This is a genomic window from Aquabacterium sp., from assembly GCF_021768455.1.
Classification (GTDB): domain Bacteria; phylum Pseudomonadota; class Gammaproteobacteria; order Burkholderiales; family Burkholderiaceae_C; genus Aquabacterium.
In genome coordinates, this window is sequence record NZ_JAIZVX010000021.1 from 19,032 (window position 1) to 37,021 (window position 17,990).

Consider the following 17,990-nt stretch of genomic DNA (forward strand, 5'->3'; position numbering starts at 1 on the left):
GCAGGTGAGCGAGATCGGCGTGCACGCCAGCCTGGCCTCGTGGGGTCCGACCCTGACCGTGGCGCTGGCCATCGGCCTGGCGCTGGCCATCGACCGCCGCCTGGGTGAGCCCCCCCTGTGGGCCCACCCGGTGGTCGGCATGGGGCGTTACCTGGGCCGCCTGGGGCCCGCCCTCACGCGCTTGCCGCCGGGGGCTGCGTTTCTGGGGGGCGCCCTGGGCTGGCTGTTCGGCGCCCTGGTGGTGGCGAGTCTGGCCCTGGCTGCCGACATCGTCGTGCACCTGTTGGCGGCCGCAGTGGCTCAGTCACTGAGCTTTGCCCCACGGAGCTTTGAGGCACTGGGCCTGGTGCTCAAAGGCCTGTGCCTGGGTGTGCTGCTCAAGCCCCTGCTGGCCTGGCGCATGCTGCGTGAAGAGGTCGCTGCGGTCGAGCAGGCCCTGGGCGAGTCGCTCGACGCCGGTCGCCTGCGGCTGCAAAGGCTGGTCAGTCGCGACGTGACCCGGCTGGACGAGACCGCCGTGCGCGAAAGTGCCATCGAATCTCTGGCCGAGAACCTCAATGACTCGGTGGTCGCCCCGCTGTTCTGGTTCGCGGTGGCCGGTCTGCCCGGTGCGGCGCTTTACCGCTTCGCCAACACCGCCGATGCCATGTGGGGTTACCGCAACCACTACGAGTGGGCGGGCAAGTGGGCGGCCCGGGCGGACGACGTTCTTTCGTGGCTGCCCGCTCGCCTCACGGCGCTGTGCCTGTGCCTGGTGGCGGGCCGTGTCCCGGCGCTTCGGAGGATGCGGCAACAGGCCGCCATCACCCCCTCGCCCAATGGCGGCTGGCCCATGGGCACCATGGCCTGGCTGCTGGGCGTGAGCCTGCACAAGCCGGGTGTGTACGCCCTCAACGAGGGAGCGCAGCCGCCCCATGCGGCGCACACGGCGCAGGCCTTGCGTTGGTCGGGCCGGGCCGTGGGCGCGGCGGCGGGGCTGGCAGTGCTGCTCTGCGCGCTGTGCAGCCTGGTGTGGACGGGAGGGCGGGCATGGTTCGCGTGACCCCATCGTGGCCGCCGCTTTCTCCCCGGGTCGTGCACGGCGGCCCCGACGGTGGCCCGCCTGTGCGTTGGGATTTTTCCACCAACGCCAACCCTTTGCCCCACCCGCCGGCCCTGACCGAGGCCCTGGCCCAGGCCGATCGCCACCGTTACCCCGATCCCGCTTACGCAGCCCTGCGGCGCCAACTTGGCGCGGTCTGGTCCTGTGCGCCAGAGCGCGTCCAGCCCACATCGGGCAGCAGCGAGGCCATTCGCCGCCTGACCCTGGCCGCCCGCCTTCGGGGCATCGACGAGGTCTGGCTGACCTGGCCTGCCTACGGCGATTACGCGGCCGCAGCCCAGGCCCTGGGCATGGCTGTTCGCCACCATGCCGACGCCACCGGCCTGCTCAATGCCCTGGTCGATGAGGCCCAGGTCGGGCGGGGTCCGGTGCTGGTCTGGCTGAACGAACCCTGCAATCCCACCGGCGCCAGCCTGTCGGCAGACGTGTGGCATTGCCTGCAAGGCGCCATCGCCGAAGGCGCCTGCATCGTGGGGCTGGACCGTGCTTACGAGCCCCTGCGCCTGCTCGGCGATGACCCGGTTCCCGCGGCTACCGCCGACCTTTGCTGGCAACTGTGGTCGCCCAACAAGGCCCTGGGCCTCACGGGCGTGCGCGCCGGGGTGGTGGTGGCGCCCGAGACCGATGCGCTCGATGGCGCAGCGGTTCGGTTGCACAGCGCGCTGCGCCAGGCCTTCGGCAGCCTGGCGCCCAGCTGGGTGCTGTCGGCCGAGGGTGTGGCCCTTCTGCAAGCTTGGTGGTTGCCCGAGACCCAGTCCTGGCTGGCCGAGTGCCGCGCGACCCTGCTAGAGACCATGCAGACCCAGCGCGACCAGCTCAGTGCGCTGGGCTGGGTGCACCGCCCCTCGGTCGTGCCCTTTGGCCTGAGCCGCCCCGCCTGCCTGGCGCCCGAGGCCATGCCGGCGGCCCTGGCCCACCTGCGCACCCAGGGCATCCAACTGCGCGACACCACCAGCATGGGCCTGCCCGGCTGGTGGCGGCTGAGCACCCTGCCGGCCCCAGCCCAGGCCGACCTGCGCGCAGCCTGGCTGAGCCTGCCCGAGGCCTTGTGCCACACCCCCAGTGCGGGACCGGGCTCGGCGCCTGGCCCGCGTCCTCTCACTTCTCACACGGTTTCCAACGAGGTGCAGGCATGAGCGCCAAAGCCATCATGGTGCTGGGCACCACCAGCGGGGCCGGCAAGAGCTGGCTCACCACCGCCCTGTGCCGCTGGTACGCCCGCCAGGGCCTGAAGGTCGCGCCCTTCAAGGCGCAGAACATGAGCAACAACGCCCGCGTCGTGCCCGGCCTGAAGGGCCAGCCTGGCGAGATCGGCAGCGCCCAATACTTCCAGGCCCTCGCAGCCGGTGTGGCGCCCGACGTGCGCATGAACCCCGTGCTGCTCAAGCCCGAGCACGACACGGGCAGCCAGGTCATCGTGCTCGGCGAAGTCCGCAACGACCTGCGAGACGTGCCCTGGCGCCAGCGCAGCGAGGCCCTGTGGCCCTTTGCCCGCCAGGGGCTCGATGCCCTCATGGCCGAGCACGACCTCGTCGTCATCGAAGGGGCCGGTTCGCCCGCCGAAATCAACCTGCACAGCAGCGACTACGTCAACATGCGCACGGCCCTGCACGCCCAGGCCGCCTGCCTGCTCGTGACCGACATCGACCGCGGCGGCGCCTTCGCCCACCTCTATGGCACCCATCAGCTCCTGCCGCCCGCCGAGCGCGCGCTCATCCAGGGCTTTGTGCTCAACCGCTTCCGCGGGGATGCGAGCCTGCTGGCGCCGGGGCCCGAGCAATTGCAGGCTCTCACCGGCGTGCCCACCGTGGGCGTGCTGCCCATGTGGCGGGGCCACGGCCTGCCCGAAGAGGATGGCGTCTTCGACGATGCGCCCACCGGTGGTGGCATCGGCGGCGCAGGCCAGGCCCTCAGCCGCGTGGCCGTCATCGCCTACCCGCGCCTGAGCAACCTCGACGAGTTCCAGCCCCTTCGCTCGGCACCTGGTGTGCGCCTGGTCTGGGCCCGCCACCCGCGTGACCTGGATGGTGCCGACTGGCTCATCCTCCCCGGCTCGAAACACACCCGCGCCGACCTGGCCTGGTTGCGCAGCCAGGGCCTGGACGACGCCATCCTTCGCCATGCCCAGCAGGGCAGGGCGGTGCTGGGGGTGTGCGGTGGCCTGCAGATGCTGGGCACGTGGCTCTGTGACCCCGATGGCATCGAGGGTGCGCCCGAGGCGCGTGTGCCCGGCCTGGGCCTCCTGCCCCTGCAAACCACCTTCGACGCCCACAAGCTGCTGCGCGATACCGCCGCCACCTTCGCGCCTCTGGGCACGGAGGCCGGCCCCTGGCAGCCTCTGGGGGGCGTGGCCGCACGCGGCTACGAAATCCACCACGGCCGCACCGAACCCTTGAGCGCCCCCCGTTTGCCCTCGAGCAGCCAGCCCACCTCAGAAGAGCCCCGCCTGCGCGCGATCCTGCACGATGCCCAAGGCCAGGCCCTGGGCTGGCAACAAGGTCGCGTCCTGGGCTGCTACCTCCATGGCCTCTTCGAAGACCCGGCCGTCATGCAGGCCCTCTTCGGCGCCCAGGCCCCCTCTCTGCCCCGCGTGATGGACGGCCTGGCCGACTTCATCGACCAGCACATGCAGCCTGGTGCCCTGTGGCGCCTGCTTGGCCGCTGAGTCTCGCGGCTTCTCCACCCCAACCGGTTCATGACTTTGTTCCCTGCAGTGTCCTTTCCCCAGCGCATCGCCAGCCTCTCCACCGAAGCCGTCGACGTGCTCTACCGCCTGGGCGCCGAAGACCGTGTGGTCGGCGTCTCGGGCTACACCCATTACCCCCGCCGCGCCCGCGAGACCAAGCCCAAGGTCAGCGGCTTCAAGACCGGCAAGTTGGAGAAGATCCTCTCGGTGCAGCCCGATCTGGTGATCGGCTACTCCCATGTGCAGCGCCGCCTGCTGGACGAAGTCGACCTCGCTGGCGTGCCCACGCGCTGCTACCACCACCGCAACCTGGCGGGCATCCACGAAATGGTCACCGACCTGGGGGAGCTGGTCGGCGCACGCCCTCAGGCCCAGGCCTTGAGCCGCCACCTGCTGGCCATCCAGGCCCAGGTGGCGGTGGCCGCCTCTCGCCTGCCTTTCAAGCCGCGGGTCTACTTTGAAGAGTGGCACACCCCGCTCACCTGCGGCATCCATTGGGTCAGCGAGCTCATCACCCTGGCCGGGGGCGTCGACGTGTTCGCCGACCGGGCCCCGCTCGATCCTTTCAGCGCCCGCGCCGTCACACCCGAAGAGGTCCTGCAGGCCCAGCCCCAGCTCATCCTGGGCTCCTGGTGTGGCCAGCGCTTCGACACCGAGGCCGTGCAGGCCCGTCCGGGCTTTGCCGCGCTGAATGCCCTGGTGCTCGACATCCCGTCTTCCGACATCCTGGCCCCCGGGCCCGTCGCCATCGAGCGCGGCCTGGTCTGGGTGTTCGACGCCGTCTGCCGTGCCGCTGGCACCATGCCCGAAGCCCTTGGCTTCACCCGCCCCGAGCTCAGTGAATGAGCCTCAGGACCACTTCACAGGAAAGGGATCCACCATGACCCAGCTCGACGCCATCACCGACCTGCACACGCCCGCGCTCACCCAGCGCCTGCAGCACCTCATCGACCACAAGACCAAGCCTCTGGGCGCGCTGGGCCGCATTGAATCGCTGGCCCTGCAGCTTGGGCAGATCCTGCAAAGCGAGGCGCCTGCCCTGTTGCAGCCGCAGATGGTGGTCTTCGCCGCCGACCATGGCCTGGCCGCCAAGGGTGTGTCGGCCTACCCCAGTGACGTGACCTGGCAGATGGTCGAGAACTTCCTGGCCGGTGGCGCCGCTGTCAGCGTGCTGGCCCGCCAGCATGGGCTGGCGCTCACCGTGGTCGATGCCGGTGTCGCCAAGGACATCGCACCCCGCGAAGGTCTGCAGCTGCGCAAGATCGCCCGCGGCACTGCCGACTGCAGCCAGGGCCCGGCCATGAGCCTCGCCCAATGCGAACAGGCGCTGCAAGCCGGTGCCGAGGTGGTGCGGGGTCTGCCCGGCAACGCCTTGCTGCTGGGCGAGATGGGCATCGGCAACACATCGAGTGCCGCCTTGCTCATGGCCCACCTCACTGGCACCCCGCTGGCACAGTGCGTGGGCCGTGGCACCGGCCTGGACGATGCCGGCGTGGCGCGCAAGCTGGCCGTGCTGGCGCAGGCCCTTGCCCTCCATGCCAAGGTGCGCGAACCCCTCGCGGTGCTGGCCGCCCTGGGCGGCTTCGAGATCGCCATGATGTGTGGGGCCGTGCTCGAGGCCGCCGCGCAGAACCGCGTCATCGTGGTCGATGGCTTCATCGCCAGCAGCGCCGTGCTGGTGGCCCAGGCGCTTCAACCCCTGGTGCTGCAGCGCTGCGTTTTCGCCCACCAGTCCGACGAGTCCGGCCATGCTCGCATGCTGGCCGCCATGCAGGCCCAACCCCTGTTGCACTTGGGGCTGCGCCTGGGCGAGGGCTCCGGCGGCGCGCTGGCCTGGCCCCTGCTTGAATCGGCCTGCCGCATCCTGCGCGAGATGGCCAGCTTCCAGTCGGCGGGCGTGAGCGAGGCCTCCTGAGCCTTCCGCCGATGCCATCAGGCATGATGATCGGGCCGCAGCCGTCGCAGCGGCCTTCCACGGTCCCGACATGAAAAGCCTCGTTCACCAGCTGCGCCTCTTCCTGGTCGCCCTGCAGTTCCTGACCCGCGTGCCCGTGCCTGCCTGGGTGGGCTTCGAGGCGACCTGGCTGCAGCAGTGCCTGCGTTGCTTTCCCCTGGTGGGGGCGCTGGTGGGGCTGGGTGGCGCCCTGGTGCTGGCCGCCACAGCCTTCTGGTGGCCGCCCTCCGTGGCCGTGGTGCTGAGCATGGCCTTCACCGTCTGGCTCACCGGCGGCTTCCACGAAGATGGCTGGGCCGACACCTGCGATGGCCTGGGCGGCAGCGTCAGTCGGGAAAGGGCGCTCACCATCATGAAGGACTCCCGCCTGGGCTCCTATGGGGCACTCGGCCTCATCGGCATCCTGGGCCTCAAGGCCAGTGTGCTGATGGCCCTTGCCACGCCCCTGCACACCGAGCTGACCAGCGCCGAAACCAGCCAGATCCGACAGGTGCTGCTGGCCTGGACCATGCTCGGCATGGTCTGGTGCCATGCCGCCTCGCGCCTGGTGCCGGTGCTGCTGACCCGCTGGTTGCCTTATGCGGGCGACCTTGATCACGCCAAGGCCAAGCCGCTGGCGCTGCAGGTGGACCGCCGCACCGCGCTGGGCGCCGTCCTTTGCACGGCCCTGGTGGCCGCTGTGCTCTGGCTGTGCCTTTGGCAGGCCGGTTGGCCCACACCCACCCTGGAGGAAGCCCTGGGCCGCGCCAGCGCTGCCATGCTCCTGGGCGGGCTCTTTTGCGCACGCTGGTTCAAGCAGCGCCTGGGCGGCTACACCGGCGACACCCTGGGTGCGTCCCAGCAGCTGACCGAGGTCCTGGGCCTGCTCGCCTGGCTCACCGTGGTCCACCCCGTGCTGTGAACCGGTGCGCCTCACCCTCACCATCGCTGGTGCCTGACCTCACCGCGCCCACGCAGCCGCAGCCGTGGGCACAGGCCTGGCGCCATCCTCGTCCCATCGGCTTCGAGGGGCGCTGCATCGGCCGCACCGACCTGCCGGTCGACCGTCGCAAGGCCAAGCGCCTGGCCCACCGCATCCGCCAGGCGGCACGCCGCCATGGTTGGCCGCAGGTGGTCCACACCTCGCCCCTGCGTCGCTGCGCCGAGGTGGGCCGCTGGCTGCGCCGCTGGGGCTGGCGTCACCACGTCGACCCTGCATTGCTGGAGATGGACTTCGGCCGCTGGGACGGCCTCGCCTGGGCGGACATCCCCCACGCCGAGGTCGATGCCTGGGTGGCCGATTTCGCCGGCCATGCCCCCGGCGAAGGCGAATCCCTCCAGGCCATGCTGACCCGTGTCGCGGCCTGGGCGCCGTGTCAGACCCCGCCTGCCACCTTGCCCGCCGCGTCCCCCACCTCTGCACCCTTCCTCATCGTGGCCCATGCTGGCTGGATGCTGGCCCGCCAGTGGTGTGCCAACCATGCGGAACCTCCTCTGGCGGCCGCCGAATGGCCCCGCGCTCCGGCCTACGGTCAGGCCTGGTCGCTGGGGTCGCCGCTGTCGTCCACGGCGTTCAGGCTCAGGGGCTGAGCCTCGGCTTCCACCGCGTCGTTGGCCGCTTCGCCGCCAAAGTCCGTGGCCATGGCCGATGCGTCCAGGCCCTGCTCTTGCAGCCAGCGCACCAGCACAGCCTCTTGCCCGTGGGTCACGATCACCCGCTCCGCTCCGGTGGCCGCGATGGCGCCCACCAGGCCTGGCCAGTCGGCGTGGTCCGACAGCACAAAACCCCGGTCCAGGCCTGCCCTGCGGCGCGCACCGCGCAGCTGCATCCAGCCTGAGGCCATGGCGTCCGAGGCGTCGGCCAGCTGGCGCGCCAGGGGGCCACGGGCGGCACTGGGCGGCGCGATCACCAGGGCCCGTTGCCACACGGCCTTGTCCTTCACCTCGGCGGGCTTCAGGGTCTCCGGCAGGGCGATCCCCTCGGCCCGGTAGGCCGCATTCAGCCCTTCCATGGCGCTGTGGGCCACGATGGGCCCGATGCCTGCGTCCACCCCGGCCAGCAGGCGTTGCGCCTTGCCAAAGCTGTAACCCAGCAGCAGGGAAGGGCGGCCTGCGGCCACATTGGCCTGCCACCAGGCATTGATCTCGGCAAAGACCTCAGAGGAGGCGCGCCAGCGGTAGATCGGCAGGCCAAAAGTCGATTCGGTGATGAAGGTGTCGCACTTGACCGATTCGAAAGCGGTGCAGGTGCGATCGGGCTCGGTCTTGTAGTCGCCCGACACCACCCAGACCTGCCCACCGTGCGCCAGCCGCACCTGGGCCGATCCCAGGACATGACCCGCCGGGTGCAGCGACACCGTCACCCCATTGACCTGCAGGGTCTCGCCATAGGCCAGGGTCTGCAGCGCGATCCCCTGGCCCAGCCGGGCCTTGAGCACCCCTGCGCCGGGGGCTGCGCACAGGTAGCGGCCATGGCCTCCCCGCGCATGGTCCGCATGGGCGTGGGTGATCACGGCGCGTGGCACGGGACGCCAGGGATCGATGTGGAAGTCGCCAGCCGGGCAGTACAGCCCCTCGGGCCGGCGCACGACGAGGTCGCTCACCATGGCCTCAGTATCGCTTCGTGACGCCGCCCAGGCGCAGGTAGCCCTGGGCCAGGAAGGCCACAAAGCGGCGGCGCAGGCGGGCTGCCAGGCCGCCCGAAGCGGCATCTGCCGCGTCCACCAGGCGGCTGTGCGCGAAGTCGCCGTCCAGGGCCTGGCCCAACGCCTTCACGAAACCGCGGTCGCGCACGATCACATTGGCCTCCAGGTTGAGCACCAGCGAAAGCGGGTCGAGGTTGGACGAGCCCACCGTGGCCCATTCGTCGTCCACGCGCATGACCTTTGCGTGCAGAAAGGCCGCCTGGTACTCGTGGATCTGTACGCCGTCCTGCTGCAACTCGGCGTACAGGGCCTGAGCGGCCATCGCCGCGATGCGAAAGTCGGCCTTGCCCTGCAGCAGCAAGCGCACCCGCACGCCGCGCTGCGCGGCCTGGCCCAGGGCCCGGCGCATGGCCAGGCGGGGGTAGAAGTAGGGCGTGACGATGTCGATCTGCGCCCGCGCTTGGTGGATGGCCTGCAGGCTGGCCTGTTCGATGGTGCGCCGTTGGCGCAGGTTGTCGCGCAACACGAAGGCGCTGCGCACCGGTGCGTGCAGCGCCGCCGCATCGGCCAGGCGGGCCTGCTCTGAAGGGTGCAGGCGCAACCGGGCCTGTTGCCACAGGGCCCTGAGCCGCTGCATGCGCCCGGGCTCCTGAGCCAGTTGTGTCAGCTCGTCGCGCCAGTCGCGGCCAAACTGCGCGCGTGTCCACATGGCCTTGGCGGTGTGCAGCACCGGCGCCACCACAGGGCCTTGCAGGGCCACCGCGTAATCCAGCCGGGGCGAGGCCATCCAGCCGTGGTGGGCGTCGTAGCGGTCATCGATCAGGTTGATGCCGCCCACAAAGCCCAGCTTGTCATCGACCACACACAGCTTCATGTGCATGCGCCGCCAGGCGCCCGGGTCCAGCAGTCCCCAGAGCCGATGCAGCGGGCGGAACTGCACCAGCGCGACCCCAGCGCGCTTCAGGTCGCGCCACAGGCCGGCGGGCGCCATGTCCGAGCCCAGGGCGTCGACCACCATGTGCACGGCCACGCCACGCCGAGCCGCCCGCATCAGCGCCGCCAGCACCTGACCGCTTTGCCCTTCGGCCGACACGAGGTAGACCGCCACCCAGACGCTGAGCCGAGCCTGTTCGATGGCGTTCACCATGGCCGGAAACAGCGCCCGCCCCCCACGCAGCAGTTGCACCTGGTTGCCCCCGGTGTAAACCGGTTTGCGCTGTGCATACCAGGCCAGGGACGCCAGCGTGCGCTCGAGCGGGTCTTCCCGCAGGCCGACCATGCTCAGTCGCTCAGGTCGAACTCGACCACCAGCGGCAGGTGGTCCGACAGCCTTGCCCACGCCTGGCCCCGCGGCACCATGATGGAGGCGCAGCGCAGGCCGCGGGTGTACATGCGGTCCAGGGCCAGCACCGGCACCATCGACGGGAAGGTCGCCACGCGGGCCTCGTCCTCGCGGCGCGCCCGGTCCAGCCCCACCGAGGCCAGGATGCCGTCCAGCTTTTCGTTCCAGTCATTGAAGTCGCCTGCCACCACCACCGGCGCGCGTGGCGGGATCCGGTGGGCCACCAACTCGGTCAGGCGCTCGGCCTGGCGCACCCGGCTGGCGTGGATCAGGCCCAGGTGCACCACCACCACGTGCACCTCCACGCCGCGCCAGCGCACCGGCACGTGCAGCAGGCCGCGCTGTTCGAAACGGTGGTCCGAGACGTCGTGGTGGGCGATGTCGCCGATTGGCCAGCGCGCCAGCAAGGCGTTGCCATGCTCGCCCTGGCGTGTGACCGCATTCGTGCGGTAAGCCACCTCATAGCCCTCTGGCGCCAGGTAATCTGCCTGGGGCACATCAGGCCAGGCCATCGCGCCAAAGTTCGTGTGCGAAAAGCGCTGCGCCTCGGCATGGTTGAAACGCCGCACCTCCTGCAGGCAGACGATGTCGGCGTCCAGCGCCTCGACCGCGAGCGTCAGGTTGTGGATCTCCAGGCGCTTGGTGGGCCCCATGCCACGCACACCCTTGTGGATGTTGTAGGTCGCCACACGCAGGTGGCTGGACGACAGCGTTGTGGGCGGCAGTTGCGTCGACTGGAGCGGGTTCAGCATGGTCTGGCGGGGGCGGTCGTTCCGTTCGGTGTGAAGGCCTCAGCGGGAGGATTCAGCGCGCGGCACGCCGCTGCGGCAGCTGCAGGATGGCCTCTGCGTTCGAGGGTGAGAAGCACTTGTCTGCCGCCGCCTGCCAGGGCAGCCAGACGTGGTCGGTGTGCTCGTCCGGCGCCAGGGTCACGGCCACGTCACGCGGCACGCACAGGCCAAACACCCGCTCGGTGTTGTGTGTCACACCCGGGGCATAACGGTGGCGCCACACGGGGTAGATCTCGTAGACGTTTTCCAGGGCCCAGTCACTCAGGGCCTGGGTCGGCACGCCAGGGCCACCCACGACGATGCCGGTTTCCTCGGCCACCTCGCGCACGGCCGTCTCGCGCCAGTCTTCGTCCAGGTGGTCCTTCGAGCCTGTCACGCTTTGCCAGAAACCCGGCTGCTTGGCCCGCTCGATCAGCAGCACCTCCAGGTCGGGCGAATGGATCACCACCAGAACGGACTGCGGGATCTTGGGTGCGGCGGGTGGCATGGGCGTCATCCCTTGAGTTTGTCATGCCGACAGCAGCCCCACGGTGCGCCGAGGAAACAAAAAAGGCCACCCGAAGGTGGCCTCTTGTGCAGGCGTGGCGCGGATGCGATCCGCGCAGTCCGCGGGATCAGGCAGCAGGCGTCTGGCCCGCAGCCGCGGCGCTGTTGCGCAGGCGGATGTGCAGTTCGCGCAACTGCTTTTCGTCCACGTTCGAGGGCGCGCCCGTCAGCAGGCACTGTGCGCGCTGCGTCTTGGGGAAGGCGATCACGTCGCGGATCGATTCGGCCTTGGTCATCAGCGTCACCAGGCGGTCCAGGCCGAAAGCCAGGCCACCGTGCGGGGGGGCGCCGTACTGCAGGGCGTCCAGCAGGAAGCCGAACTTCACCTGGGCGTCTTCCTTGCTGATGTTCAGGGCGCTGAACACCTTCGACTGCACCTCGGCGCGGTGGATGCGGATGGAACCGCCGCCCAGCTCCCAGCCGTTGAGCACCATGTCGTAGGCCTTGGCAATGCACTTGCCCGGGTCCGAATCCATGTAGTCCTCGTGGCCGTCCTTCGGCGCGGTGAAGGGGTGGTGCACGGCGTTCCAGCGCTCCGACTCGTCGTCGTACTCGAACATCGGGAAGTCCACCACCCACAGCGGTGCCCAGCGGTCTTCGAACAGGCCAGCCTTCTTGCCGAACTCCGAATGGCCGACCTTCAGTCGCAGGGCGCCGATGGCGTCGTTGACGATCTTTTCCTTGTCGGCACCGAAGAACAGCAGGTCGCCATCCTGTGCGCCCGTCAGTTCGAGGACCTTGTTCAGTGCGGCGTCGTGAAGGTTCTTCACGATCGGCGACTGCAGGCCATCACGGCCCTTGGCCACTTCGTTGACCTTGATCCAGGCCAGGCCCTTGGCGCCGTAGATCTTGACGAACTCGGTGTAGGCGTCGATCTCCGAGCGGCTCATGGCGCCGCCACCTGGTACACGCAGGGCCACCACGCGGCCACCCTTGGTGGTGGCCGGCGTCGAGAAGACCTTGAAGTCCACGTCCTTCATCACCTCGGTCAGCTCGGTGAACTGCATCTTCACGCGCAGGTCGGGCTTGTCCGAGCCGTACAGGAACATGGCATCGGCGTACTTCATCACCGGGTAGGCGCCCAGGTCCACGTTCAAGGCCTTCATGAAGACGTGGCGGATCATGCCTTCGAACATGTCACGGATTTCCTGCTCGTTCAGGAAGCTCGTTTCAATGTCGATCTGGGTGAATTCGGGCTGGCGATCGGCGCGCAGGTCTTCGTCGCGGAAGCACTTGGTGATCTGGTAGTAGCGGTCGAAGCCGGCCACCATCAGCAGCTGTTTGAACAGCTGGGGAGACTGCGGCAGCGCGAAGAACTGACCGTCGTGCACGCGCGAGGGCACCAGGTAGTCGCGGGCACCTTCCGGGGTCGACTTGGTCAGCATCGGCGTTTCGATGTCGACAAAACCGTGCTCGTCCAGGAACTTGCGCGCTTCCATCGCCACGCGGTAGCGCAACATCAGGTTCTTCTGCATGTAGGGACGACGCAGGTCCAGCACGCGGTGCGTCAGGCGGGTCGTCTCCGACAGGTTGTCGTCGTCGATCTGGAACGGGGGCGTCACCGAGGCGTTCAGCACTTCCAGGCTGTGGGCCAGGATCTCGATCTTGCCGCTGGTCAGGCCGGCGTTTTCGGTACCAGCCGGGCGGGCGCGGACCAGGCCGGTGATCTTCAGGCAGTACTCGTTGCGCACCTCTTCTGCGATCTTGAAGGATTCGGCACGGTCGGGGTCGCACACGACCTGCACCAGGCCCTCGCGGTCACGCAGGTCGATGAAGATGACGCCGCCGTGGTCGCGGCGACGGTGGGCCCAGCCCATCAGCGTCACGGTCTGGCCCATCAGCGCTTCGCTGACCAGACCACAGTAAGTGGTGCGCATTCTTGTTCTCTCCGGGAGGAAGGTCGAGCGGCCGGGCGCGACAGCAGCCCGGCTCGAAACCCTCGATTGTCGTTCAGGATTGGGTTGTTGGGGCCGTGCCCGACGAAGTCGGCGGCAAAGTGCCCGATGGGGCCGACGGCGGTGGGGCCACCACGCCCATGGAAATGATGTACTTCAGGGCCTCGTCCACCGACATGTGCAGGGCCGTCACATCGGCGCGCGGCACGATCAGCATGAAACCCGAGGTCGGGTTGGGGGTGGTCGGCACGTACAGCGTGACCATGTCGGCTGGCAGGGCCTGGGCCACTTCACCCGACGGTTTGCCGGTCACGAAGGCGATGGTGTAGCTGCCCGCACGCGGGTATTGCACGATCACCGCCTCACGGAAAGCCTGGCCGCTGCTGGAAAACAGCGTGTCCGACACCTGCTTGACCGAGGTGTAGATGCTCTTGACGATGGGTATGTTCGAAAAGATCCGGTTCGACTGGTTGAGCAGCCACTGGCCGGCCATGTTGGAGACGGCCATGCCCGTCAGCAGCAGGGCCGCGACCACGATGATCACGCTCAGCCCCGGGATCTCGCGCAGCGACTGCAGCGAGGCGCGCAGGCTTTCCGGCAGCACCGTCTGCGCCGCCACGACGAACCAGGCGAAAACACCGTCGAGCGCACCGATGACGTTCATCAGCACCCAGACGGTGATGGCCAAAGGCAGCCAGACGAGCAGGCCGGTGAGGATGTATTTCTTCACGTGGGATCAGGAGGGCAAAGGGGAGGGCGCGCCGGAGAGGCGCGAAGGCTGAGCCGCATCATGCCCGACAAACGGTGTCGGGCCGGTGGAGGCCAGGGGCGGAGGGCGCCCCAGGGGCCGACTTTGACGCGCTCAGTGGCAGGCGCAGGCGCTGCCGCAGCCCGCGGCCCCGGTGTCGCCACCACCCGAGGCGCTGGCGCTGCCCGAACTGCCACCCGCATCGCTGCTGGCAGGCGCGGCGGCAGCGCTGTCCGCCGATGTGGCGGCAGCGGTGCCTGCGGCCGCGCCGGTGGCGGGGGCGCTGGTGCCGCCCGAGCCACCGCGGAAGTCGGTGACGTACCAGCCGGACCCCTTCAACTGGAAGCCAGCCGCCGTGACCTGCTTCTTGAAGGCCTCGGCGCCGCAGGCCGGGCAGGTGCTCAGCACCGGGTCGGACATTTTTTGCAACACGTCCTTGGCATGGCCACAGGACTCACATCGGTAGGCGTAAATGGGCATCGTGACAACCTCGGGCAATCCCGTAAAACGCCATTTTACGTGGGGGCGCGGGCCCGAGGTTTCAAGTGGGCCTCGTGCGCGGTGAAACCCCGCGAATCCGGGTCACATCCGCTCAGCGCAGGGCGGCGTGTCGCGAATGGTAGTTGCCCATGAACTGCGGCAGCAGCGAGCCCGCCACCATGCCCATCACCGCCATGCCCAGGCCGGCCAGTTGGCCAGGGAAAGCCTCACCCAGTTCGGTGTGGAAGGTGAACAGCGTCAGGGTGCCGATGCCCAGCACGATGGACGCCAGGGCGCCCTGGGTGGTGGCGCGGCGCCAGTAGAGTCCTGCCACCAGCGGCACGAAGGCACCCACCAGCGGGATCTGGTAGGCCGCCGACACCAGGTCGTAAATGGCCGTTCCCTGCATCACGATGGCGTAGGTCAGCACCAGAGCGGTGAAGCACAGCAGGGTGATCCGCATGGCCAGCAGCACCTGCTTGTCGCTCATGCCTGGCCTGATGTTGCGCAGGATGTTTTCCACAAAGCTGGTCGATGGGGCCAGCAGCGTCGCCGACGAGGTCGACTTGATGGCCGATACCAGCGCACCAAAAAAGAAGATCTGCGCCACCAGGGGCATCTTGCTCAGGATGAGTGTGGGCAGCACCTTTTGCGGATCGTTGGCCAGGAGGTCCTGGGTTTCGCTCGGCATGATGATCAGGGCCGAGGCCACGATGAACATGGGCACGAAGGCAAAGGCCAGGTAGCTCAGGCCGCCCACGATGGCGCCGGTGCGCGCGGCGTCGGCGCTCTTGGCCGACATCACGCGCTGGAACACGTCCTGCTGCGGGATGGAGCCGAACATCATCGTCAGGGCCGCAGCGATGAACCAGATCCAGCCATGGGGCGTGGCCTCGGGCAGGATCTTGAACCAGTCCTTTGCCTCGGCCAGGGCCAGCACCTTGTCGGCGCCACCGGCCTGTTCGCTGGCCATCACGGCGATCAGGCTCAGGCCCACCACCAGCACGATCATCTGGATGAAATCGGTCCAGGCCACGGCCAGCATGCCACCGATGAGGACATAGACCAGCACCAGCGTGGTCCCGATGGCCATGCCCACCGGTGGCGAGATGGCCCCGCCCGACAGCACGGAAAACACCAGCCCCAGGGCCGTGATCTGCGCGGCCACCCAGCCCAGGTAACTCAGGATGATGGCGACCGAGCAGAAGATTTCCACGCCCTCGCCATAACGCTGCCGGTAAAAGTCACCGATCGTCAGCAGGTTCATCTTGTAGAGGCGCGAGGCGAAGAAAGCCCCCACGAGCACCAGGCACATGGAGGCGCCAAAGGGGTCTTCGACCACGGCATTCAGGCCGCCTTCGACGAATTTGGCGGGGATGCCCATCACCGTCTCGGCACCAAACCAGGTGGCGAAGGTGGTGGTGATCACCATGGCCAGGGGCAGGCTGCGACCGGCGATGGCGAAGTCGGCGGTGCTTTTGATGCGTTTGCCGGCGGCTACCCCGATGGCCATGGTGCCGACCAGGTAGAGGATCACGAAAGCAAGCAGTGTGGTGTTCATGTTCGGCGGACCCTTTCAACTGACAAGGCCGAATCAACAGGACACCCGGCGGGCGGCCGGCCGGGACGGAAGCGTGTGTGGGCGGGCAGTGTAGGGCAGGCCGGCTCAGGCGGGTCTGCCCCGGATTGCGGGGGCATCGGACGGCGTCAGGGCCGACCGGCGGGCTGCCCGTGTCACCAGGCGCCCAGGTCGTGCAGGCGCAGCAAGAGTCGCGCCACGAGCAGACCCAAGGCGAACCCGAACCCCACCCAGACCACGGCCGACAGGATGCGGTTGGTGCGGCGCTGTTCGGCCAGGATGGCGTGCAGTTCGTGGCGCAGGGCGCTGTCGCCTCGCTCCAGGTTCAGGTGGACCAGGCGAGGCAGTTCGGGCAGGAGCTTGGCGTAGCGTGGGGCCTCACGCTTGAGGCGCTGCACCAGGCCGCGCCAGCCCACCTGCTCGTGCATCCAGCGTTCGAGGAAGGGTTTGGCCGTGGCCCAGAGGTCGAGGTCCGGGTCGAGGTCGCGCCCCAGGCCTTCCACATTGAGCAGGGTCTTTTGCAGCAGCACCAGCTGGGGCTGGATCTCGACATTGAAGCGGCGCGAGATCTGGAACAGGCGCAACAGGACCTGGCCCAGGGAGATTTCCTTCAGCGGGCGGTCGAAATAGGGCTCGCAAACGGTGCGCACGGCGCTTTCCAGTTCATCCACCCGGGTGGCGGCCGGCACCCAGCCGCTTTCGATGTGGAGTTCGGCCACCCGTTTGTAGTCGCGGTGGAAGAAGGCCACGAAGTTCTGCGCCAGGTAGTCCTTGTCGACCTCGGTCAGCGTGCCGATGATGCCGAAGTCCAGCGCGATGTAGCGCCCGAAAGTGGTCGGGTCCAGGCTGACCTGGATGTTGCCCGGGTGCATGTCCGCGTGGAAGAAGCCATCACGGAAGACCTGGGTGAAGAAGATGGTCACGCCATCCCGCGCGAGCTTCTTGATGTCGACCCCGGCTTCGCGCAATCGGGCCATCTGACTGATGGGCACGCCCTTCATGCGCTCCATCACCATGACCGTGGGCGTGCAGAAGTCCCAGATCATCTCTGGCACCATGACGAGGTCCAGACCCTGCATGTTGCGGCGCAGTTGCGCGGCGTTGGCGGCCTCGCGCACGAGGTCAAGCTCGTCGTGCAGGTATTTGTTGAATTCGGCCACGACCTCGCGTGGTTTGAGCCGCTTGCCATCGGCCCACAGGCGCTGAACCCAGCCGGCAAGGGTGTGCATCAGGGCCAGGTCGTCGTCGATGACAGCCAGCATGCCGGGTCGCAGCACCTTCACGGCCACCTCGCGCCCATCGTGCAGCGTGCCGAAGTGGACCTGGGCAATGGACGCGCTGGCCACCGGCTGGACGTCAAACTGCTTGAAGACCGCCGAAATCGGCTTGCCCAGGGCTTTTTCGATCAGTTTGACCGACTCTTCGCCCGGGAAGGGGGGCACGCGGTCCTGCAGTCGAGCCAGTTCGTCAGCCACATCGGCGGGGATGAGGTCGCGGCGGGTCGAGAGCATCTGCCCGAACTTGACGAAGATCGGGCCCAGGCGTTCCAGGGCCTCGCGCAGACGCTGACCCCGTGGGGCGTCCAGCTTGCGTCCCACCGAAATGATGCGGCGCATCAAGGTGAAGCCCGGGCGCCGCAGGCTGTCGAGGATCAGGCCGTCGAGGCCGTATCGCAGGGCGATCAGGCCAATGTACAAAGGGCGAAAGAGGGCGCGCATCGGGCTGACTGGCCCTTCAGCGTGCGCTGTGGCCAGATGCCTGGCCCGGACGCCAGCGCTGCAGCGCCTGACTCACGCTGCCGCCCACCTGGCGCAGGAACTCCGCCGGGGTGTTGCCCAGCCAGCGTGCGAGGTCGTCCTGCACGTCCCAGCGCAGGTTTTTCATCAGCCAGGAGGCGGCCTCGGCCAGCGACGCGTCGCCTTCGATGTTGACGTCGGGGCGCTGCCCCGTCAGTGCCAGTTTCGCCAGGCCGATCGGGTCAGGCAGGCTCACCGTCAGGGTGAGCCCTGCTGCGGCTTGGCTCGCACTGCCTGCGTAAACCCCTGCAAGGTCTGTGACCGAAGGTTCATCCGCGGCCTCGAACAGTCCTGCCGGGGTGATCACCAGACGAAGGGGTGGTGGTGTCCAGGCGTCAGCAGAGGCCAGGGCGCCCAGAAAGCCAGGCAGCGCGGGCGCCTGCGGGGCTTTCCAGCGGATGTCGATGGCGCGGCCTGCGTGGGGCTGGCGATCTCACGTCACGCAGG

General features: G+C 68.6%; 17 protein-coding genes. 7 read left to right on the forward strand and 10 right to left on the reverse strand.

Translation table 11 applies throughout. From position 1 onward, the window contains the following. Nucleotides 1-4 precede the first annotated feature (4 nt). The 7 genes from cbiB (at nucleotide 5) to QZ994_RS04825 (ending at nucleotide 7,311) form a co-directional block, all read left to right on the forward strand. Nucleotides 5-1,042, forward strand: a complete 1,038-nt coding sequence (gene cbiB / locus QZ994_RS04795) for an adenosylcobinamide-phosphate synthase CbiB (protein WP_290868989.1) — start codon at nucleotides 5-7, stop codon at nucleotides 1,040-1,042. Beyond that, nucleotides 1,030-2,238, forward strand: a complete 1,209-nt coding sequence (locus tag QZ994_RS04800) for a pyridoxal phosphate-dependent aminotransferase (protein WP_290868992.1) — start codon at nucleotides 1,030-1,032, stop codon at nucleotides 2,236-2,238. The genes cbiB and QZ994_RS04800 overlap by 13 nt, the downstream gene beginning before the upstream one ends. Continuing rightward, entirely contained in the window at nucleotides 2,235-3,767 is a 1,533-nt protein-coding gene (locus tag QZ994_RS04805; protein ID WP_290868995.1) for a cobyric acid synthase, read from the forward strand. The genes QZ994_RS04800 and QZ994_RS04805 overlap by 4 nt, the downstream gene beginning before the upstream one ends. A gap of 30 nt (nucleotides 3,768-3,797) precedes the next feature. Beyond that, a complete protein-coding gene (locus QZ994_RS04810; protein ID WP_290868998.1) occupies nucleotides 3,798-4,634 on the forward strand; it encodes an ABC transporter substrate-binding protein in 837 nt (278 codons plus the stop codon). Between the two features lie 34 nt (nucleotides 4,635-4,668). Further along, entirely contained in the window at nucleotides 4,669-5,703 is a 1,035-nt protein-coding gene (gene cobT / locus QZ994_RS04815; protein ID WP_290869001.1) for a nicotinate-nucleotide--dimethylbenzimidazole phosphoribosyltransferase, read from the forward strand. Nucleotides 5,704-5,773: 70 nt separating this feature from the next. Further along, nucleotides 5,774-6,643 (forward strand): adenosylcobinamide-GDP ribazoletransferase, encoded by an 870-nt coding sequence (locus QZ994_RS04820; RefSeq protein ID WP_290869004.1) that lies wholly within the window; start codon nucleotides 5,774-5,776, stop codon nucleotides 6,641-6,643. A gap of 29 nt (nucleotides 6,644-6,672) precedes the next feature. Next, nucleotides 6,673-7,311, forward strand: a complete 639-nt coding sequence (locus tag QZ994_RS04825; RefSeq protein ID WP_290869007.1) for a histidine phosphatase family protein — start codon at nucleotides 6,673-6,675, stop codon at nucleotides 7,309-7,311. Here the strand turns inward: QZ994_RS04825 and QZ994_RS04830 are convergent. The 10 genes from QZ994_RS04830 to QZ994_RS04875 all read right to left on the reverse strand — a co-directional run bounded on the left by QZ994_RS04830 (nucleotide 7,254) and on the right by QZ994_RS04875 (nucleotide 17,739). Continuing rightward, nucleotides 7,254-8,327, reverse strand: coding sequence for a ligase-associated DNA damage response exonuclease (locus QZ994_RS04830; RefSeq protein ID WP_290869009.1), 1,074 nt, complete (start codon nucleotides 8,325-8,327; stop codon nucleotides 7,254-7,256). The two genes, QZ994_RS04825 and QZ994_RS04830, sit on opposite strands and share 58 nt — an antisense overlap. A 4-nt stretch (nucleotides 8,328-8,331) precedes the next feature. After that, on the reverse strand, nucleotides 8,332-9,645 hold the full coding sequence (gene clsB, locus QZ994_RS04835) for a cardiolipin synthase ClsB (protein WP_290869011.1): 1,314 nt from the start codon (nucleotides 9,643-9,645) through the stop codon (nucleotides 8,332-8,334). A gap of 2 nt (nucleotides 9,646-9,647) precedes the next feature. Further along, nucleotides 9,648-10,460: an endonuclease/exonuclease/phosphatase family protein gene (locus QZ994_RS04840; RefSeq protein WP_290869012.1), complete on the reverse strand. Its 813-nt coding sequence runs from the start codon at nucleotides 10,458-10,460 to the stop codon at nucleotides 9,648-9,650. A gap of 52 nt (nucleotides 10,461-10,512) precedes the next feature. Continuing rightward, nucleotides 10,513-10,986 (reverse strand): dihydroneopterin triphosphate diphosphatase, encoded by a 474-nt coding sequence (gene nudB / locus QZ994_RS04845; RefSeq protein WP_290869014.1) that lies wholly within the window; start codon nucleotides 10,984-10,986, stop codon nucleotides 10,513-10,515. Nucleotides 10,987-11,113: 127 nt separating this feature from the next. Further along, nucleotides 11,114-12,922, reverse strand: a complete 1,809-nt coding sequence (aspS, locus tag QZ994_RS04850; protein WP_290869016.1) for an aspartate--tRNA ligase — start codon at nucleotides 12,920-12,922, stop codon at nucleotides 11,114-11,116. A gap of 73 nt (nucleotides 12,923-12,995) precedes the next feature. Beyond that, nucleotides 12,996-13,670, reverse strand: coding sequence for a DUF502 domain-containing protein (locus QZ994_RS04855; protein WP_290869018.1), 675 nt, complete (start codon nucleotides 13,668-13,670; stop codon nucleotides 12,996-12,998). Between the two features lie 132 nt (nucleotides 13,671-13,802). Beyond that, nucleotides 13,803-14,168 carry an FmdB family zinc ribbon protein gene (locus QZ994_RS04860; protein ID WP_290869020.1) on the reverse strand — a complete coding sequence of 122 codons (366 nt, stop codon included), beginning with the start codon at nucleotides 14,166-14,168 and terminating at the stop codon, nucleotides 13,803-13,805. A 112-nt stretch (nucleotides 14,169-14,280) separates the two neighbouring features. Continuing rightward, nucleotides 14,281-15,729, reverse strand: a complete 1,449-nt coding sequence (locus QZ994_RS04865) for a sodium:solute symporter family protein (protein ID WP_290869022.1) — start codon at nucleotides 15,727-15,729, stop codon at nucleotides 14,281-14,283. A gap of 173 nt (nucleotides 15,730-15,902) precedes the next feature. Then, nucleotides 15,903-17,465, reverse strand: a complete 1,563-nt coding sequence (gene ubiB / locus QZ994_RS04870) for a ubiquinone biosynthesis regulatory protein kinase UbiB (protein ID WP_290869024.1) — start codon at nucleotides 17,463-17,465, stop codon at nucleotides 15,903-15,905. Between the two features lie 16 nt (nucleotides 17,466-17,481). After that, the gene (locus QZ994_RS04875) at nucleotides 17,482-17,739 is read right to left on the reverse strand and encodes a hypothetical protein (RefSeq protein ID WP_290869026.1); all 258 of its coding nucleotides are present in this window, start codon (nucleotides 17,737-17,739) and stop codon (nucleotides 17,482-17,484) included. Between the last annotated feature and the right edge of the window lie 251 nt (nucleotides 17,740-17,990).

Excerpts from the sequence above, each read along its gene's own strand:
- QZ994_RS04800 (WP_290868992.1), top strand. The coding sequence starts at position 1,030 with ATGGTTCGCGTGACCCCATCGTGGCCGCCGCTTTCTCCCCGGGTCGTG.
- QZ994_RS04805 (WP_290868995.1), top strand. The coding sequence starts at position 2,235 with ATGAGCGCCAAAGCCATCATGGTGCTGGGCACCACCAGCGGGGCCGGC.
- QZ994_RS04810 (WP_290868998.1), top strand. The coding sequence starts at position 3,798 with ATGACTTTGTTCCCTGCAGTGTCCTTTCCCCAGCGCATCGCCAGCCTC.
- cobT (WP_290869001.1), top strand. The coding sequence starts at position 4,669 with ATGACCCAGCTCGACGCCATCACCGACCTGCACACGCCCGCGCTCACC.
- QZ994_RS04820 (WP_290869004.1), top strand. The coding sequence starts at position 5,774 with ATGAAAAGCCTCGTTCACCAGCTGCGCCTCTTCCTGGTCGCCCTGCAG.
- QZ994_RS04830 (WP_290869009.1), bottom strand. The coding sequence starts at position 8,327 with ATGGTGAGCGACCTCGTCGTGCGCCGGCCCGAGGGGCTGTACTGCCCG.
- clsB (WP_290869011.1), bottom strand. The coding sequence starts at position 9,645 with ATGGTCGGCCTGCGGGAAGACCCGCTCGAGCGCACGCTGGCGTCCCTG.
- QZ994_RS04840 (WP_290869012.1), bottom strand. The coding sequence starts at position 10,460 with ATGCTGAACCCGCTCCAGTCGACGCAACTGCCGCCCACAACGCTGTCG.
- nudB (WP_290869014.1), bottom strand. The coding sequence starts at position 10,986 with ATGCCACCCGCCGCACCCAAGATCCCGCAGTCCGTTCTGGTGGTGATC.
- aspS (WP_290869016.1), bottom strand. The coding sequence starts at position 12,922 with ATGCGCACCACTTACTGTGGTCTGGTCAGCGAAGCGCTGATGGGCCAG.
- QZ994_RS04860 (WP_290869020.1), bottom strand. The coding sequence starts at position 14,168 with ATGCCCATTTACGCCTACCGATGTGAGTCCTGTGGCCATGCCAAGGAC.
- QZ994_RS04865 (WP_290869022.1), bottom strand. The coding sequence starts at position 15,729 with ATGAACACCACACTGCTTGCTTTCGTGATCCTCTACCTGGTCGGCACC.
- ubiB (WP_290869024.1), bottom strand. The coding sequence starts at position 17,465 with ATGCGCGCCCTCTTTCGCCCTTTGTACATTGGCCTGATCGCCCTGCGA.